Source organism: Stenotrophomonas sp. YJH_SMC_73, assembly GCF_059370155.1.
This window is the reverse complement of sequence record NZ_JCAFTJ010000003.1, coordinates 18,812-35,345: the sequence shown is the minus strand read 5'-3', so window position 1 is coordinate 35,345 and position 16,534 is coordinate 18,812. Positions and strand designations below refer to the sequence as shown.

Here is a 16,534-nt window from a genome sequence, read left to right as displayed (position 1 = left end):
CAGATCCGGACTACGTCACCACCACCAACGGCACCCCGCGCCGCGGATGCTCCAGCACCACCACATCCTGCTGATAGACCCGCTGCAGGTTGTCTTCGGTGAGCACCTGCAGCGGCGTGCCATCGGCGGCCACCCTGCCCTGTTCCAGCAACACGATGCGGTCGGCATAGCCGGCGGCCAGGTTCAGATCGTGCAGCACCACGATCACGCACGCACCGGCTTCGGCACAGGCACGCACACTGCGCAACGTACGCTCCTGGTGGCGCAGATCCAGCGCCGCGGTCGGTTCATCAAGCAACAGCAGCGGCGTGTCCTGCGCCAGCACGCGCGCGAACGTGGTCCGGGCGGACTCGCCACCGGACAGCTGCTGCACTTCGCGCAGGCGTAGCGCCTGCAGTTCGGCGGCATCGATGGCAGCTTCCACCCGTGCATCGTCCACACGCGGATCCGGCGGATGCGGCAACCGTCCCATCGCCACCACTTCTTCCACGCTGAAGGCGAAGCGCACGCCATGTTCCTGCGGCATCACCGCGCGCTCGCGTGCCAGCGGCCCCGCCTTGTAACTGGCCAACGGCTTGCCCAGCAGGCTCACCTCCCCCGCATCGGCGCGCAGGTCACCGGCCGCCACCGCCAGCAACGTAGACTTGCCCGCGCCGTTCGGGCCAACCAGCGCGGTCACCGTGCCCGGCTCGAACGCCAGCGAGATGCCATGCAGGATCTCGCGCTGCTGGCGGCGCACCACCACCTCGTGCAGCTTCAGCAGCACGCTCATGGCGCCGCCTTGCGGCGCTGCTGCAGCACCAGCCACAGGAAGAACGGCGCACCCAGCGCGGCCGAGAACAGGCCCAGCGGAATCTCCGCAGGTGGATCGAGCGTGCGTGCGGCGGTGTCGGCCACCACGATCAGCAGCGCACCGAGCAGCCCGGACAACGGCAGCAGCCAGCGATGACCCGGGCCGACCAGCAGTCGCGCCACGTGCGGCACCACCAGGCCGACGAAGCTGATCGAGCCCGCGAACGCCACCGCTGCGCCCACCAGCAGCGCACTGAACGCGACCAGGCGACGCCGCGTACGGGTCACGTCCAGCCCCAGGTGCTGCGCCTGGCGCTCACCCAGCGCCAGCATGTCCAGCGGCGTGGCCAGTCGCTGCAGCGCAAACACGCCGAGCGCAAACAGCGGCACCACCGCGGCCACGTCGGCCCAGTTGGCGCGCGCCAGCGAGCCCATCTGCCAGAACACCAGCGACTGCAGCTCGCTTTCGCTGGCGATGTAAGTAAGGAACCCAATCAGCGCCGAGCAGAACGCGGCCATCGCGATGCCGACCAGCAGCAGCGTGGCATTCCCACTGCCTTTGCCGGGCCGGGCCAGCGCATAGGTCAGGCCGATCGCCAGCGCGCCGCCGACGAAGGCTGCCACCGGCACCAACCAGCCGGCCGCACCGGCAGCGCCGAGAACAATGGCAGCCACCGCACCCAGCGCAGCACCCTGGCTGACACCGACGATGCCGGGGTCGGCCAGCGGATTGCCAAACAGGCCCTGCAGGCTGGCACCGGCCATCGCCAGCGACGCACCGACCATCGCGCCCAACAGGGCGCGCGGAATGCGCAGCTGCCAGACCACGGCCAGATCACGGCTGCTGACTGCCCCTGGGTCAAGCAGGCCCAGCTTCACCGCAAGCGCCTGCATCACCTCCAGCGGCGGCAACCGCAACGGACCCACGGCGAACGACGCCAGCACTGCCCCCAGCAGCGCCAGCAACGCCACCATCAACATCGTCCGCCCGCGACGGCGGCGCCGATCCGCCGGACTCATGCCTTCGGCAAGGCTGCCAGGGCCTTGGCCAGCGCCAGCGCGCCCGCACCAGAACCCACGCTGGTGTACTTCAGCTGCACATCCGGCATCACCCAGACCCGATTGGCCTGCCCGGCCGGCGTCTGCTTCAGCGTCGGGTACGCCTTCCACAGGCCTTCGGCACCGCCGAACAGCCGCAGGTCATGCTCGGTCACCAGGATCACCTCCGGTGCCGCGGCGACCACCCCCTCGTTGCTCAGCTGCGAGTAGTTCTTCACCCCGGCCTCGGTGCCGATGTTGATGCCGCCGGCCAGCGCGATCAGCTGCGCTGACGCGCTGTCGGCACCGGCAACAGTGGGCGAGCCGCCAGCGCCGGTGGCCGATACGTGGATCAGTCGTGGCGCATGGCCCAGGCCCTTGCCAATCGCTGCAGCCTCGTCGAGCTGGCGCTGCACCTGCGTGGCCAATGTTTGCCCCGCTTCGGCCAGCCCTAGTGCGGCGGCGACCTTGCGCACCTTGTCCGGGGCCGGCTGCAGATCATCGATGACCACCGCCGGCTCACCGACTTCGCGCAGCTTTTTGGCCAGCTCGGTGTGGCGGCGCAGGCTGTTGCCGAGGAACAGCGAGCCCTGCAGGCTCAGCACGCCCTCCACGCCGGTGGTGCGGTTGAACAGGAACTGGTGCGGCGCGGCCAGGCCGGCCTGGGTGGTGGTGTTGGTCGGCGCGGCGAATACCTGCGTGCCCAGCCCCAGTGCTTCGATCACCGCGATGACGTCGTCGCCACCGGCAATGATCCGGCTGGTATCGGTCACCTCGATGTCGGCGCCGTCATCGGAATGCACCTTGGCCGGCAGCATCGCCTTCTGGTCATGCACGGCCGGCAGCTCGGCACCGGCCACGCGCTGCCAGCCTGCCGGCAACGCGGTTTCGGCAGCGGCCGGTGCGGCGGGCGGCTCGGCGGCCTTCTGGCCATCAGGCGGTGTCGACGCGCCGCCACAGGCGGCCAGTACCAGCGAAAGAGCCAACGGAAGCGCACACAGGCGCAGACGGGACGCGATGTTCATGCTCGTTCTCCTTGCTGGCAGGGCGGCGCGCACGCCGCCCCACCGTGTGACTTACTGCTTCGGGGTGATGCGGGTGATGCGGTCACCCTTCGGGTCCTCAGCGCCGCGCGACTTGTTCACCGCGAACACGTTGCCCTTGCCATCGGCGCGGACGTGGTTCGGCAGCGTGCCGCCATCAAGATTGGCGACCACCTTGCCGTCACCATTCACCACGGTGACCGTGCCAGCGCCACGGTTGCTGACATAGGCCAGGCCGGAGGCATCATCGAAGGCGACGTTCAGCGCACCGGCGCCGACCGGCACGTCATGCAGCACCTTGCCGGCAGCCACGTCGACGATCAGCAGGTTGTCGGTGCCCTGCGAGGCGACGTACAGGCGGTTGCGTGCCGCATCGAAGGCCACGCCCGAGGCACTGATCGAATTGCCCAGATCGATGACCTTCTCGACCTTGCCGCTGGCCACATCGATCACCGCCGCTTCCGGGGTGCCGATGCTGACGGTGAACAGCTTGCCGCCCTTCTCGTCCAGCACCAGGCTCATCGGGGTGAACGTGCCGTCGTCCACGCCGGATTCCAGCGTCACTGCCGGCAGCTCCTTGAAGGTCCTGGCGTCGAACACCGACAGGTGGTCCTCGCCCGTGGCCGAGGCGAACACCTTGCCGCGGGTGCCATCGACCACCACGTCGCGCGCGTGCGGCACAGTGTCGGCCGGGAACTGGTGGACCAGCGACAGGTCCTTCTGCCGGTAGACCGCGATCGAGTTCTGGCGGGTGTTGGTCACCCAGACATTGCCGTTGGTGTCATCCACGCCCACGCCGTAGACCGCGTACACCGCACCATTGGTGCTGCCCGGCACCTGCGCCGGGGTGATCGCCCTGGTCACCTTCAGCGACGTCGGGTCCAGCTTCAGCAGCTGCGACTGGGTCACCGGCGGGCGACCCACCGCCGAGGTCACGAACACCGCATCGCTGGCGGCACTGTAGGCGGACTGGTACAGGCCCGGCACCAGCTTGCTGGACCGGGTGGCGAACTGCGCCTGGCCGGACAGCGGCAACTGCGGCGACACGCGCAGCTTCAGCACCGTGGCCGCAGCCGGCTGGCTGGCGCGCACCACCACCGGGTGGGTGCCCGGCACCGCGTCGGCCGGAATGCTCAGCTGGGTCTTGAAGTTGCCATCGGCATCGACCACCACCGGCTGTGCGTTGAGCACGCTGTCGCCACGCAGCAGGCTGACCTTCTGGCCCGGCACGAAACCACGGCCGACCACGTCGGCGGTGCTGCCGGGAACCACGTTCTCACCGCGTGAGACGACCTCACCCTTGAAGGTGGCGTTGGCCGGCTGGTCGAACACCGGCTGCGCGGTGGCGGTCACTGCCAGCAGCAGGCCGGCAGCGAGAGAGGTAAGACGGAGAGACGGACGGAACGACATGGCAGGCTCCTTGCACACGTAGGCCGCGCCACGTGGCGCGGGGGTCATCGGTTGCCTGGGCCGCTGCACGTCGGCAGCCTCGCCTGGGTAGTGGGGTCGCACGGCAGCGCGTGCGAAAGGATTCATTCGGCGGCGTTGTCACCGCCATTGGGCGCGCCATCGCCGGCGCTGCGATCGGTCACGCCGTACAGCTCATGCAGCGCCGCATGGAAGGACGCCGGCAGCATCGGGCCGTGGCCAAGGCCGGGGAACTCGCGGTACTGCACGCTCAGGCCCGGCACCTTGCCCAAGCGCTCGGACAGCTGCATCGCCGCATCCGGGGTGGCGCCACCGATGCGGCGCAGGTGCGCGACCACGCGCGGATTGTTCATGTCGCGCTTGCCGCGATCACCGACACGCTCGGCACCGCCCAGCATCAGCCAGAGCCTTGCCGGTTGGCCGTGCACGTTCTGCACGAACTGTTGTTCCGGATCCCCCAGCGCCGCACCCTGGCTCCACCACAGCGACGGGCTGGCGGCCAGATAGGACTGGAAGGCGGCCGGACGCGTGTACAGCGCATTGAGCACGAACAATCCACCCAGCGAGTGGCCCCACAGCGCTTGCTGCTGCGTATCGATGCGTGCGCGACGCTCGACTTCCGGCTTGATGCGGCGTTCGATCACATCCAGGAAGGCCGCAGCACCACCGCCGACCGCCTGGGTCGTACCGCTCTCATCGTCGGCACGGTCGATCCATGCGGTGTAGTCGCGGGTGCGCGCCTTGGAATCGATGCGCAGGTCGTTGTCGTAGCCGATCAGCACCAGCACCGGTGGCGCCTTGCGCGCGGCCAGCTCGGCCAGCAACGGCTGATCCAGGACCATCGCGACGGCGTTGCCGTCCAGCGCGTACAGCACCGGAGAGGGCACCTTGCCGGCCTTGGCCGGGATCGCCAGGTTCACCCGCCAACGGCGCTGCTGGTCCGGGCTGTCCACCACGAAATGCTCGAAGCGATAGCTGGCCGCCGGCTCGTCGAGCACGGTGCGGCCGATCTTCTGCAGCGGGTTGCGCTGCTGTGCATGGGCATATGGGGTGGCCAGGAGCAGACCCATCATCAAGGCGGCCAGGCCGCGGGCCAGCGGACCACGGCGCGAAGGCGGAACAAAGTGCTTCATCAGCGGCGGCAGAAGCGGCCCAGGGCCGCCGGTTCACAAGGGACCGCAGTCTACCTTAAACGCGAATGATTATCACATCGATCAAACGTCACGCTGTGTATCACGCGCGCGCATGCCCGGGTTGCGCAAGGGGCAGCAATTCCCCTATTTTGCCGCCCATCGGGGCATTGGATCGCCCCGCTTCCAGCGCAGCCATGGATGGCGGGCACTTGCCGCCATCCGGGTCGCGTTCATCTGCACACAACCGGCATGGGATTGGATCCCATGATTGTGAGACTCCCTTGAAGCACACCACCCTGATCGCCCTCTCCCTCGGCCTGCTTGCGCCGCTGGCCGCCCATGCCGCACAGGACCTGCCAACGCTCTACCAGGCCTTTGAAGAAGCCGGCAATTCGTCACTGGGCATGGACCAACTCAACCAGACGGTGACATTCACTGCCGTAGCCCTGAGCGTTTCCAGCAATCTGGCGGGCGAGCCGCTGATCGAGGCCGGCGACGACCAGGGCAATGTCCTGGCCCGACTGACCAGCGACGACGAACAGCAGGCGGCCAAGCTGGGCGCACTGGAAGAAGGCGCGACGTTCACCGCCAGCTGCACGCTGCAGTTCAGTTCCGGCACGGACTACCTGTCCTTCGGCGACTGCACCATCAAGTAAAGACGAAGCCGGCGAAATGCCGGCTTCTTTTCTTTGCCTCTTGTGGAGTCGAGCCATGCCCGACTCGCGAAATGTCACGGCCCCGAAGGCACCGGACCATAAGCATTTTCCTGCGGCGTGCCCGGCAGCAGCGCGAATACGAAGATCACCAGGCCGCCGAACGGAACGAAGGCCAGCAGGTACATCCAGCCCGACTGGTTGCAGTCGTGCAGGCGGCGCACGGTGACGGCGATGACCGGCACGAACGTGGCCAGCCAGAACACGACAAACAGGATGATCGACGCGATGCCCAGGACGTCGGACTGCATCACCAGCCCGGCAACGAGCGGCACCATCAGGACGGCGGAGACGATCAGCATGAACAGCTGGAACATCCAGTACTCACGACGGTTGGCACGCCCCTCGAACTGGGCGTAGCGCTTCAACGGCAGAATCATTTCCTGCACGGCATCAATCCTTGAAAAAGTGGCCGCGCAGTGTGCCAAAGACCGCCGCCGGGAACAATGTGGAGCCGAGCCATGCTCGGCTGCCATTGGCCCTGTAGAGCCGAGCCCATGCTCGGCTGCCATTGGCCCTGTAGAGCCGAGCCCATGCTCGGCTGCCGTTGCCGCAGGCGCTGCTGGCCCGGTCCAGAGCGGAGTCGAGCGCGGCTCGACGCTACATAAACCGGGTCAGCGACCCTTTGCCGCCCTCGCCGCTTCGCGCTCGGCACGCAGCCGGTCCAGCTTTTCCTTCAGCTTGATTTCCAGGCCACGCGGCACCGGGTTGTAGTACACCCGTTCGCCCATCGCATCCGGGAAACCCGTCTGGTCCAGCGCGATGCCACCCTCGGCGTCATGGTCGTACTGGTACTCGGCGCCGTAGCCGAGCTCCTTCATCAGCTTGGTCGGCGCATTACGCAGGTGCAGCGGCACTTCTTCGGTGCCGCTCTCGCGCACGTCGGCCTTGGCCTGATTGAAGGCCGCATAGCCGGCGTTCGACTTGGCAGTGCTGGCCAGGTAAAGCACCAGCTGCGCGAACGCCAGCTCGCCTTCCGGGCTGCCCAGCCGCTCGTAGATGTCCCAGGCTTCCAGCGCCATGCTCTGCGCGCGCGGATCGGCCAGGCCGATATCCTCGATGGCCATGCGGGTCAGCCGGCGCGCCAGGTAGGACGGGTCGCAGCCACCATCGAGCATGCGGGTCAGCCAGTACAGCGCGGCATCCGGGTTGGAGCTGCGTACCGACTTGTGCAGCGCCGAGATCTGGTCGTAGAACTGCTCGCCGCCCTTGTCGAAGCGACGGGTGCGATCGGCCAGCACCTGGGTCAAGGTCTGCGGCGTGATGCGTCCCCCCTCCCCGCCCGCCAGTTCCGCGGCGATCTCCAACAGGGTCAGCGCACGGCGCACATCACCATCGGCAGCGGTGGCGATTTCCAGAAGCAGTTCGGGGGCGACCTCGATACCCTCTTCGCCCAGGCCGCGCTCGCGATCACCCAGCGCACGTTCCAGCGCCTCGACGATGTCGGTGGGCGAAACGCCTTCCAGGACATGCACGCGGCAACGCGACAGCAATGCGGAATTCAACTCGAACGACGGATTCTCGGTGGTGGCACCGACGAACAGGATGGTGCCGCGCTCGATATGCGGCAGGAACGCATCCTGCTGCGCCTTGTTGAAGCGGTGCACCTCATCCACGAACAGCACGGTGCGGCGGCCTTCGGCGAAACGCTGCGCGGCCTCGGCCAACACTTGGCGCACCTCCGGCAGGCCGGAGAGCACGGCGGAGATGGCACGGAATTCTGCGTCGGAGTATTCGGCCAGCAACAGCGCCAGCGTGGTCTTGCCACAGCCTGGCGGCCCCCACAGGATCATTGAATGCACGCGACCGGATTCGACCGCGCGACGCAGCGCGCTGTCCGGCGCCAGCAGGCGCTTCTGCCCAACCATTTCGTCGAGAGTGCGCGGACGCATGCGCTCGGCCAGCGGGCGCAGGTGTTCCCGATCGACGCTCAGCAGATCGGGACCAGGGAAGGAAGTTGAACGATGTCTTGCCACCCGGTCATTGTACCGCGCCGCCCAACGGTAGCGCCGGGCCGTGCCCGGCGGCGGGACGCGATGTCTGGTAGTGCCGGCCGCTGGCCGGCAGATCCCAAGCGTGCCAACCAACGGTTGACACCCACCAAGGCGGTCCCGGTTGAAACCCACCAGAGCAGAAAGCGCCGGGCCATGCCGGCGATCAGGCCGCACGGGTGGTAGTGCCGGCCGCTGGCCGGCAGATCAAGAGCGTGTCAACCAAGGTTGACACCCACCATGACGGTGCCGGTTGACACCCGCCAGAGCAGACAGCACCGAACCCTGCCCGGCAGATCAGGCCACAGGATCGGTAGAGCCGGCCGCTGGCCGGTAGATCAAAAGCGTGTCAACCAAGGTTGACACCCACCAAAGCGCCTCCGCCCACAGGTCAATTACCGATGACGTCGGTACCCTTCGGCGGGGTGAAGCTGAAGGTGCCGGCCGCGAAGCCCGGGTTGCGCTTCCAGCCGCTGAAGCTGATCACGGTGCGCTGGCCAACCGCATCGGTGATTTCCATCTTGGCCAGGCCCTGGGCATTGAAGCCCAGCGCGGCGTACTGGAAGCTGGCTTCGGTCTCGCGCTTCGGCGACAGCGACAGCCACTGCAGGCCGTCGCGCTGCGCAGCCTCTTCACTGACGTCGTACTGCTGTTCCAGCAGTGCCGGGTTGATCAGCGCGGTCAGCGGGCTGTTCTGCTCTTCCTTGCCCTGCTCACGCACGGTGGCCTGCTCCAGGTCCGGTTCGTACATCCAGACCTTCTTGCCGTCGGCCACGATCAACTGCTCGTGCGGGCGCACGTATTCCCAGCGGAACAGGCGCGGCGCCGACAGGGCCACGCGGCCACTGGTCGATTCCTTCACCTTGCCGCGGCTGTCGAACACCTGCTGGCTGAACTGGCCATCCAGGCCCTTCAGGCCACTGGTGAAGGTCTTCAGGTCATCGCGGGCGCCTGCCCAGGCGCTGCCGGCGGCGGCGCAGGCCACGGCCAGGGTGGTGGTGGCAAGGAAACGACGGAAGCGGAAGTTCATGCGGGAATCCTGTGGGCGCGGGCGCCAGGAAAGGTGGTTGCCAGTGTGCCCGGGGAAAGATGAATGGGCGATCAGGGCGACATTATGCCGCCCTGAACGTCCATCGGCGATTCAGCCGCCCGAGCCCGGCAGCTTGCCGTACAGCACCTGGCCACGGAAGCCACGCCGCACTTCGCGATACAACGCGCGGAATGCGGTGTAGTCCTGCGGCTGGCACAGCGCCTCCGGCCCACGCACCGCGTTCTGCTGCAGGCGATGGCGCACGATCACGTCCTGCCCCTCGCGGCTCCAGTCCACGCGGTACTCGCCAGCGGCGTTGGTGAAACGCTGGTTGGCCGGGATGGCGATGATCGGCGCATTGGCAGGGAACTGCAGGCGATAGGTTTCCTCGCGCAGGCTGGCATTGCAGTAGAACGGCGTCTCGTTGGCCGGCGCAGAAGCGGTGGCGTACAGGCCACGCACCGACTCGCCGCCCGGCGGATCCGGCACGGCCATGCCGCCGGCCACGCTGAAGTCGGCGTAGTCCTCGGCCTGGAAGGCCATGCGATAGCCGAACGGCCGGGTCAGGTCGACCGGCACGCCCTGGATCTGCAGCTGCCCTCGCCCGTCGAAACCGGACGCGGCCATGATCTGCTCCTCGGCGCGCGCACGGTTCTGCGCGTTGAGCTGGGAGAACTGGGCGCGCATGCCGATCTCGGCGTTCTCGCCCAGCTTCGGAATGGTCTCGCCGCGCAGGTTGCCGTTGGCGTCGAAGGTGAAACGCACCTCCATCGAGGTGGCGTTGCGCTGCGGCGTGTTGGCCGGGGTGCGCGCCAACGAGGCGTCGCGGGTACGCATCACCGGTGCGCCGAGGTCGCCTTCCGGCAGCTGCCCGAAGCGCGCCCACGCGGTGGTCGAATCCAGATACAGATCGAACTCGGGGATGTAGGTGATGGCGTGGTTGAAGCGGCCCAGCACCGGAATCTTCGGCAGCGTCGGGCCGCCGCCGGCACCGATCAGCACCGGCGAACTGGCGATGCCCTTGGCCGCCAGCAGCGCCTCCAGGATCGTCACGTGGTCCTTGCAGTCACCGTAGTGGTTGTCGAGGATGCTCTGCGCGCTGTTCGGCTCCAGGCCGCCATTGCCCAGGTACACCGCCACATAGCGGATGTTCTGCGCCACCCAGCGGTAGAGCGCGTCGGCCTGCTCGCGCCGGTCGCTGATGCCAGCGGTGATCTCATCAGCCAGCGCCTGCAGCGCCGGGGTCACGTCGGCCGCCGGGCCGGCCTTGAGCTGGTAGGCGCGTCCCATCTGCGACCAGTCACGATAGGTGCTGGCCATGATGTTCGGGCCGAACTCCCAGCCCGCCGCCGACCAGTTCTGTGCCGGCATGGCCTCGCGCCGCTGGTAGCGCCAGCGCCACTGTGCCTGGCCGTTCTTCACCGTCGGGCGATCGCTGCCCTGCACGCCGCGGCTGTCGACGAACATCGGCAGGTTGGCCGGCGCAGTCAGGGTGACCTCGGCGTCTTCGTACTCGGTGAAGACGTTGAAGGTCTCCCACAGGCCGAAATAGCCCGGGAAGTACGGCGTGGCCTGGGTGCGGCGCACCTGGTAGTACAGGCGCGTGCCCGGGGCCAGGTTCGGGAACACGATCACCCGCACCTTGCGGTCGGCATACATCGCCGCCGAGGCGCTGGAGTAACTCTCCTGGGTGTAGATGCGATCGGCCGGCACGTCGCGCCGCTGGCCATCGGCGGTGATGGTGTAGGCACCGAGCACTTCCAGCGTCTCCATCTTTTCGCTGTAGCTCAGCCGCACCTGGCTGAACTGCTCGACGGAGGCCTTGGTCTTGAGCAGGACTTCGTAGGTTTCGGTCTGCACATTGCCCGCATCCGGCCGCACCTGGTAGTCGGCGCGGTAACGGACAATGCTGAAATTATTGCTGGCTTCGGTATCGCCGCTGGTGGAAGGCGGCGCCGTGGCGGGCGCGGAGGTGGCGGTTTCTGCCAGTGCCGGGCCGGCAGCCAGGAAGGCTGCCAGCGCCAGCGCCAGCGCGCTTGGTACGGGGTGAAGCATGCGTCGGTTCCTTGGACGTCGTGGGGGATACGTCGGGCCTTACTTCGGCGGCGGCGGTGCCAGCACCGTGCGGTCGCCGTTGTGCTCGGGCGGGCTGACCACGCCGGCCGCTTCCATGGCCTCGATCAGTCGCGCTGCACGGTTGTAGCCGATCTTCAGCCGGCGCTGCACGCCGGAAATCGAGGCGCGGCGGGTCTCGGTGACCACCCGCAGCGCTTCGTCATACAGCGGGTCGGACTCGTCGCCGGCCGCACTGGTCTCGGGCAGGCCGGTGGCACCGACGACCACGCCGTCGCCCATCGTCTGCACCTCGTCCAGCACCCCGTCGATATAGTCGGCCGGGCCCATCGCCTTGAGGTGCTCGACCACGCGGTGCACTTCGTCATCGGACACGAACGCACCATGCACGCGCTCGGGCAGCGCGGTGCCCGGCGGCAGGTACAGCATGTCGCCGTGGCCCAGCAGGGTTTCCGCGCCGGACTGGTCGAGGATGGTGCGCGAGTCGATCTTGGAGCTGACCTGGAAGGCGATACGGGTCGGGATGTTGGCCTTGATCAGGCCCGTGATCACGTCCACCGACGGGCGCTGCGTGGCCAGGATCAGGTGGATGCCGGCCGCACGCGCCTTCTGTGCCAGGCGCGCGATCAGCTCTTCCACCTTCTTGCCGACGATCATCATCATGTCGGCGAATTCGTCGATGAAGATGACGATGAACGGCAGCGTCTCCAATGGACGCGGCGCCTCGCCCAGCTCCGGGTTCGGCTTGAACAGCGGGTCCATCAGCGGCTGGCCGGCATCCTGCGCTTCCTTCACCTTCTTGTTGAAGCCGGCCAGGTTGCGCACGCCCACCGCGCTCATCAGCTTGTAGCGGCGCTCCATCTCGGCCACGCACCAGCGCAGGCCGTTGGCAGCCTCCTTCATGTCGGTGACCACCGGCGCCAGCAGGTGCGGGATGCCCTGGTAGACGCTCAGCTCGAGCATCTTCGGGTCGATCATCAGCATCCGCAGGTCTTTCGGCGAGGCCTTGAACAGCAGGCTCAGCACCATCGCGTTGACCGCCACCGACTTGCCCGAACCGGTGGTACCGGCCACCAGCAGGTGCGGCATGCGCGCCAGATCGGCCACGGTCGAGCGCCCGGCAATGTCCTTGCCCAGCGCCAGGGTCAGCACGCTGGCCGACTTGTCGTATTCCTTCGAGCGCAACAGCTCGGACAGGTAGATCATCTCGCGGGTGACGTTGGGGATTTCCAGGCCGATCACCGACTTGCCCGGAATCACGTCGACCACGCGCACCGACTTCACCGACAGGCCGCGCGCGATGTCCTTGTCCAGCGAACTGATCTGGCTGACCTTGATGCCCGGCGCGGGCTCGATCTCGAAGCGGGTGATGACCGGCCCGGGGTTGGCGCCGACCACCTGGGCGTCGATGCGGAAATCCTTCAGCTTGAACTCGATCTGCCGTGACAGCGCGTCCAGGGTTTCCTTGTCGTAGCCCACCGGCTGCGGCTTGGGGTCGTCCAGCAGGGCCAACGGCGGCAGGTCCGAGCCGTCGCCGTTGACGCCACGGAACATCGGGATCTGCGTGTCGCGCTTGGCCCGATCACTCTTCTCGATCACCGGTTCCGGGCGCGGCTCGATCTTCACCGGCTCGCGCTTGGCGCGGACCTCGGCATCGGCCTTGCGCACCTCCTGGCGCTCCTCGCGCATCACCCGGGTCTGCTGCCACTCGGTGACTTCTTCCTTCTTGCGCGCCAGCAACGGTGCCAGCGACATCACGCCGCGGCCGATCTTTTCCATCACCGTGAACCAGGACAGCCCGGTGGCCAGGGTGATCGAGGCCAGCAGCAACACCAGCACGAACAGGTTCGCGCCCAGCGCACCGAAGCCCACCGTGAGCGAATTGCCAACCAGCTTGCCGAGGATGCCGCCGGCGCTGGAGACATCGCCGCTGAACAGGCGTACATGCAGGAAGCCGGTGCCGGCGATCAGGAATCCGACCAGGCCGACCAGGCGCAGCGCCGGGTCCAGGTCGTTCTCGCCCTTGCTCTCGCGCTTGAGGCCGAACATGGCAATCCACGACAGCGCACCGAGCACCACCGGCAGCAGGAAGGCGATGTAGCCGAACAACTGCAGCAGCACGTCGGCGATCCAGGCGCCCGCGCGACCACCGAGGTTGTGCACCGGCGCGACCACGCTGCCGGTATGCGACCAGCCCGGATCCGTCGCTGAATAGGTGAAAAGACTCGCCGCCAGATAGAGCAGGGCCGGCGCGATCGCGATCAGGCCCAGGTCGCGCCAGAGGCGCTGGCGGCGTGGATTGTCGGTCGTCGCCGCCGCGGCCGTGCGACGTGACGCCTTGCTGTCGTCCGACTTGGAGCGTTCAGGGACCTGCTTCGCCACCTTAGACCATACCTTTGGAATGCGCTGTTAGTGATTGATAATAAATGAGACGGCGTCAGTTTTCAGTTATGCGACTTCTGACCGGGCCCGGACAGAGCCGAAACCACCGCTGGATGACGGCGTTCTGTTCATCGGCTTGAATCGCCCTGCCCCAGCCGCCACTCTATGACCAGCCACGGATGCTGCGCAAACATCGCCAGCGCCTTGTCCCATCTACCTTTTCGCGAGTCTACATGAGCACCAGCCTGCCCTCCCGCCACCAGCGCCTCGTCATCCTCGGTTCCGGACCGGCCGGCTGGACCGCCGCCGTCTACGCCGCCCGTGCCAACCTGAAGCCGGTCGTCATCACTGGCCTGCAGCAGGGCGGCCAGCTGATGACCACCACCGAGGTGGACAACTGGCCGGGTGACGCCCACGGCCTGATGGGCCCGGACCTGATGGCGCGCATGCAGGCCCACGCCGAGCGCTTCGAGACCGAGGTCATCTTCGACCACATCCACACCGCCGACCTGTCGCAGCGCCCGTTCAAGCTGATCGGCGACAGCCACGAGTACACCTGCGACGCGCTGATCATCGCCACCGGCGCCACCGCCAAGTACCTGGGCATCCCGACCGAAGACGAGTTCAAGGGCCGCGGCGTGTCCGCCTGTGCCACCTGTGACGGCTTCTTCTACCGCGACCAGGACGTGGTCGTGGTCGGCGGCGGCAACACCGCCGTGGAAGAGGCCCTGTACCTGTCCAACATCGCCCGCAAGGTCTACCTGGTCCACCGCCGCGACACCCTGAAGGCGGAGAAGATCATGCAGGACAAGCTGTTCAGGAAGGTGGCCGAAGGCAAGATCGAGACCGTCTGGCACCACCAGGTGGAGGAAGTGCTGGGCAACGACGCCGGCGTGACCGGCGTGCGCGTGAAGTCCACCCTGGACGGCGGCACCCGCGACATCGATGCCCACGGCTTCTTCGTGGCCATCGGCCACCACCCGAACACCACCCTGTTCGACGGACAGCTGGCGATGAACAACGGCTACCTGGAAATCCGTTCGGGCCTGGGCGGCAACGCTACCCAGACCTCGGTGGAAGGCGTGTTCGCCGCCGGCGACGTGGCCGACCAGCACTACCGCCAGGCGATCACCTCGGCCGGCTTCGGCTGCATGGCCGCTCTGGACGCCGAGCGCTACCTGGACGCGCAGGGCAAGGCCAGCTGACCGGTGGTTTGTTGAGTCGAGCCATGCTCGACTAAGGAAAACGGGCGCGCAAGCGCCCGTTTTCTCAACCCCACTACCCGCTCCAGGCACCACTCAGGCCCGGACGCAGGACTGGGTGAACGCCACCGGTGCCGCGACGACATCGTCCGCATCGCGCAACAGGACATTCCAGCGGACTGAGCCGGGCTCCGTGGAGGAGCAGCTCACTTCGAACTTCACCGGCGCATCCGGATCTTCAAAGCGGCCCTTCCACGGCGTGCAGTATCCGGGCCGGTCGCAATCTGCCACGGCCACTTCAAGTTCCAGGGGGTACTGGGGATTGCCCGCGAAACCCACTGTCAGCTCGCGCACCGCCTGCAGCGGAACCTCGACATCGGAAAGGGGGTGAAGCGTCAAAGGCTCACAGGCCTTGCCCTGTGCCCACAGGCGATAGCCCTTTTCCACCCCTTTCATCGACGCCGAGCGGAAGACGGGATCCTGCAAGGCAGCCACATCGTCAGGATTGGAGTGGTAGGCGGTTTCGACGATCACCGAGGGCATCTTCCCGATGCGGTTCTCGCCGTGCCTGGCCGAGGTCGAACTCTCGCGAATCGGGAAATCCCGATAGCCCGGTTGCGCTCGGATGATTTCACGCATCCCACAGAGAATGCTATCCGCCAGCGCCTTGTCCTGCGGTTTGTCCTGATGATAATAGACCTCGGTTCCACGCAGGCTGGCTGAATCGCTGCCATTGGTGTGCAGGCTCAGCATCACATCCACACCCAGATGGTTTGCGTAGTTGGGGCGAGCCCGTATGTCCTCTTCCTTTTCGCGAGCAGACTCTGGGCTGTTCGGAAACTCATTCCACATGTCGGTGCGTTCGGGGAAAAGCGCCTTGAGGTGGTAGCGGGATGACATGTGCTCCCATGGCTTCCCGGACTCCGGATGGAGTTCCGTGGAGCGGCTGCGTGCCCGGTGCACTGTCAAACCGCTACGTTGTTCGATCAATCCTTGCAGTTCGTCACCAAACAGTGGACTCAGCGTGTCTTCCTGGATGCCGAGAGGCGCTGGGCGCTGGAACTTCCATTCTCCGCTGGGATGCAAGCTGATGTAGCCATGGCTTGCTGACACCAAAGCTGATGTATGCGTCGACTTCTCTTTCGTCTTCGGCGGAACGGCCAGATCCTCGGGGTAGTATTCCTCAAGGGTTTTTCCGTCAAACAGGAAGTCAATATCATTCACATCCAGTCCCGACTTCTCGGCGTAGTACCTCAACGTAGACGCCATCGGAATCAGGAAGAGCTCGTCGTAACCGCGATCCGGGCCGGGAAGGTATCCAGGCCCAAAGCTGATCACCATCGATCTTGCCTTCACATCCAGACGGATGCTGACGCTGATTTGTCGCACCTCACCCCTCTCCTGCAAATGACGCGTCAGCTGGTTCGCAGCTTCACGCTCCAACAGCGCAACCACCTCCGCGTAGGCACCTGGATCCTCAAGCACTTTTGCCGGCTGATCTCCAGAAGCCAACACGGGTGGCACAAAGATCAGGCCGCACGCGACCGCGGCAGTTGCAAGCTTCAATCCCTTCATCGTTGATTTCTCCATGTGGTGGGATGCGCGCCGCTCGTGCAGCGCCCCGCCACCCTGCCGAGCCGTGCGCCGGTGATTCCGCACCAAGCGCACACGGATGGACAATTCAAACTTTCCTCACCCCCAACCGGAAC

At 66.6% G+C, this 16,534-nt stretch carries 13 protein-coding genes; 2 read left to right on the top strand and 11 right to left on the bottom strand.

What is annotated here, in order from left to right; translation table 11 throughout:
- Nucleotides 1-10: 10 nt before the first annotated feature.
- From AC5P8R_RS05435 to AC5P8R_RS05415, 5 genes are all read right to left on the bottom strand, one after another.
- Entirely contained in the window at nucleotides 11-772 is a 762-nt protein-coding gene (locus AC5P8R_RS05435; RefSeq protein WP_014647097.1) for a heme ABC transporter ATP-binding protein, read from the bottom strand.
- Nucleotides 769-1,812, bottom strand: a complete 1,044-nt coding sequence (locus tag AC5P8R_RS05430; RefSeq protein WP_046430486.1) for a FecCD family ABC transporter permease — start codon at nucleotides 1,810-1,812, stop codon at nucleotides 769-771. Before AC5P8R_RS05430 ends, AC5P8R_RS05435 begins: the two co-directional genes overlap by 4 nt.
- Entirely contained in the window at nucleotides 1,809-2,855 is a 1,047-nt protein-coding gene (locus tag AC5P8R_RS05425; RefSeq protein WP_495223060.1) for a heme/hemin ABC transporter substrate-binding protein, read from the bottom strand. Before AC5P8R_RS05425 ends, AC5P8R_RS05430 begins: the two co-directional genes overlap by 4 nt.
- A 51-nt stretch (nucleotides 2,856-2,906) precedes the next feature.
- A complete protein-coding gene (locus AC5P8R_RS05420; RefSeq protein ID WP_164109205.1) occupies nucleotides 2,907-4,283 on the bottom strand; it encodes a YncE family protein in 1,377 nt (458 codons plus the stop codon).
- Between the two features lie 122 nt (nucleotides 4,284-4,405).
- The gene (locus AC5P8R_RS05415) at nucleotides 4,406-5,434 is read right to left on the bottom strand and encodes an alpha/beta hydrolase (protein WP_142234693.1); all 1,029 of its coding nucleotides are present in this window, start codon (nucleotides 5,432-5,434) and stop codon (nucleotides 4,406-4,408) included.
- A 281-nt stretch (nucleotides 5,435-5,715) separates the two neighbouring features.
- Here AC5P8R_RS05415 and AC5P8R_RS05410 point away from each other — a divergent pair, with 281 nt between their 5' ends.
- The gene (locus AC5P8R_RS05410) at nucleotides 5,716-6,090 is read left to right on the top strand and encodes a hypothetical protein (protein WP_014647092.1); all 375 of its coding nucleotides are present in this window, start codon (nucleotides 5,716-5,718) and stop codon (nucleotides 6,088-6,090) included.
- A gap of 74 nt (nucleotides 6,091-6,164) precedes the next feature.
- Here AC5P8R_RS05410 and AC5P8R_RS05405 read toward each other — a convergent pair whose 3' ends face one another.
- The 5 genes from AC5P8R_RS05405 to AC5P8R_RS05385 all read right to left on the bottom strand — a co-directional run bounded on the left by AC5P8R_RS05405 (nucleotide 6,165) and on the right by AC5P8R_RS05385 (nucleotide 13,623).
- Nucleotides 6,165-6,536 (bottom strand): DUF805 domain-containing protein, encoded by a 372-nt coding sequence (locus AC5P8R_RS05405; protein WP_014647091.1) that lies wholly within the window; start codon nucleotides 6,534-6,536, stop codon nucleotides 6,165-6,167.
- Between the two features lie 225 nt (nucleotides 6,537-6,761).
- A complete protein-coding gene (locus tag AC5P8R_RS05400) occupies nucleotides 6,762-8,039 on the bottom strand; it encodes a replication-associated recombination protein A (RefSeq protein ID WP_014037159.1) in 1,278 nt (425 codons plus the stop codon).
- Between the two features lie 490 nt (nucleotides 8,040-8,529).
- Nucleotides 8,530-9,168 carry an outer membrane lipoprotein periplasmic chaperone LolA gene (gene lolA, locus AC5P8R_RS05395; RefSeq protein ID WP_005413289.1) on the bottom strand — a complete coding sequence of 213 codons (639 nt, stop codon included), beginning with the start codon at nucleotides 9,166-9,168 and terminating at the stop codon, nucleotides 8,530-8,532.
- Nucleotides 9,169-9,279: 111 nt separating this feature from the next.
- Entirely contained in the window at nucleotides 9,280-11,223 is a 1,944-nt protein-coding gene (locus AC5P8R_RS05390; protein WP_478426702.1) for a DUF3857 domain-containing protein, read from the bottom strand.
- 39 nt (nucleotides 11,224-11,262) lie between these two features.
- Nucleotides 11,263-13,623: a DNA translocase FtsK gene (locus tag AC5P8R_RS05385; protein WP_014647088.1), complete on the bottom strand. Its 2,361-nt coding sequence runs from the start codon at nucleotides 13,621-13,623 to the stop codon at nucleotides 11,263-11,265.
- 233 nt (nucleotides 13,624-13,856) lie between these two features.
- On the opposite strand from AC5P8R_RS05385, the gene trxB reads away from it, so the two are divergent.
- The gene (trxB, locus tag AC5P8R_RS05380; protein ID WP_014647087.1) at nucleotides 13,857-14,828 is read left to right on the top strand and encodes a thioredoxin-disulfide reductase; all 972 of its coding nucleotides are present in this window, start codon (nucleotides 13,857-13,859) and stop codon (nucleotides 14,826-14,828) included.
- Between the two features lie 93 nt (nucleotides 14,829-14,921).
- Here trxB and AC5P8R_RS05375 read toward each other — a convergent pair whose 3' ends face one another.
- Nucleotides 14,922-16,400 (bottom strand): N-acetylmuramoyl-L-alanine amidase family protein, encoded by a 1,479-nt coding sequence (locus tag AC5P8R_RS05375; RefSeq protein ID WP_041863402.1) that lies wholly within the window; start codon nucleotides 16,398-16,400, stop codon nucleotides 14,922-14,924.
- Nucleotides 16,401-16,534: the final 134 nt, after the last annotated feature.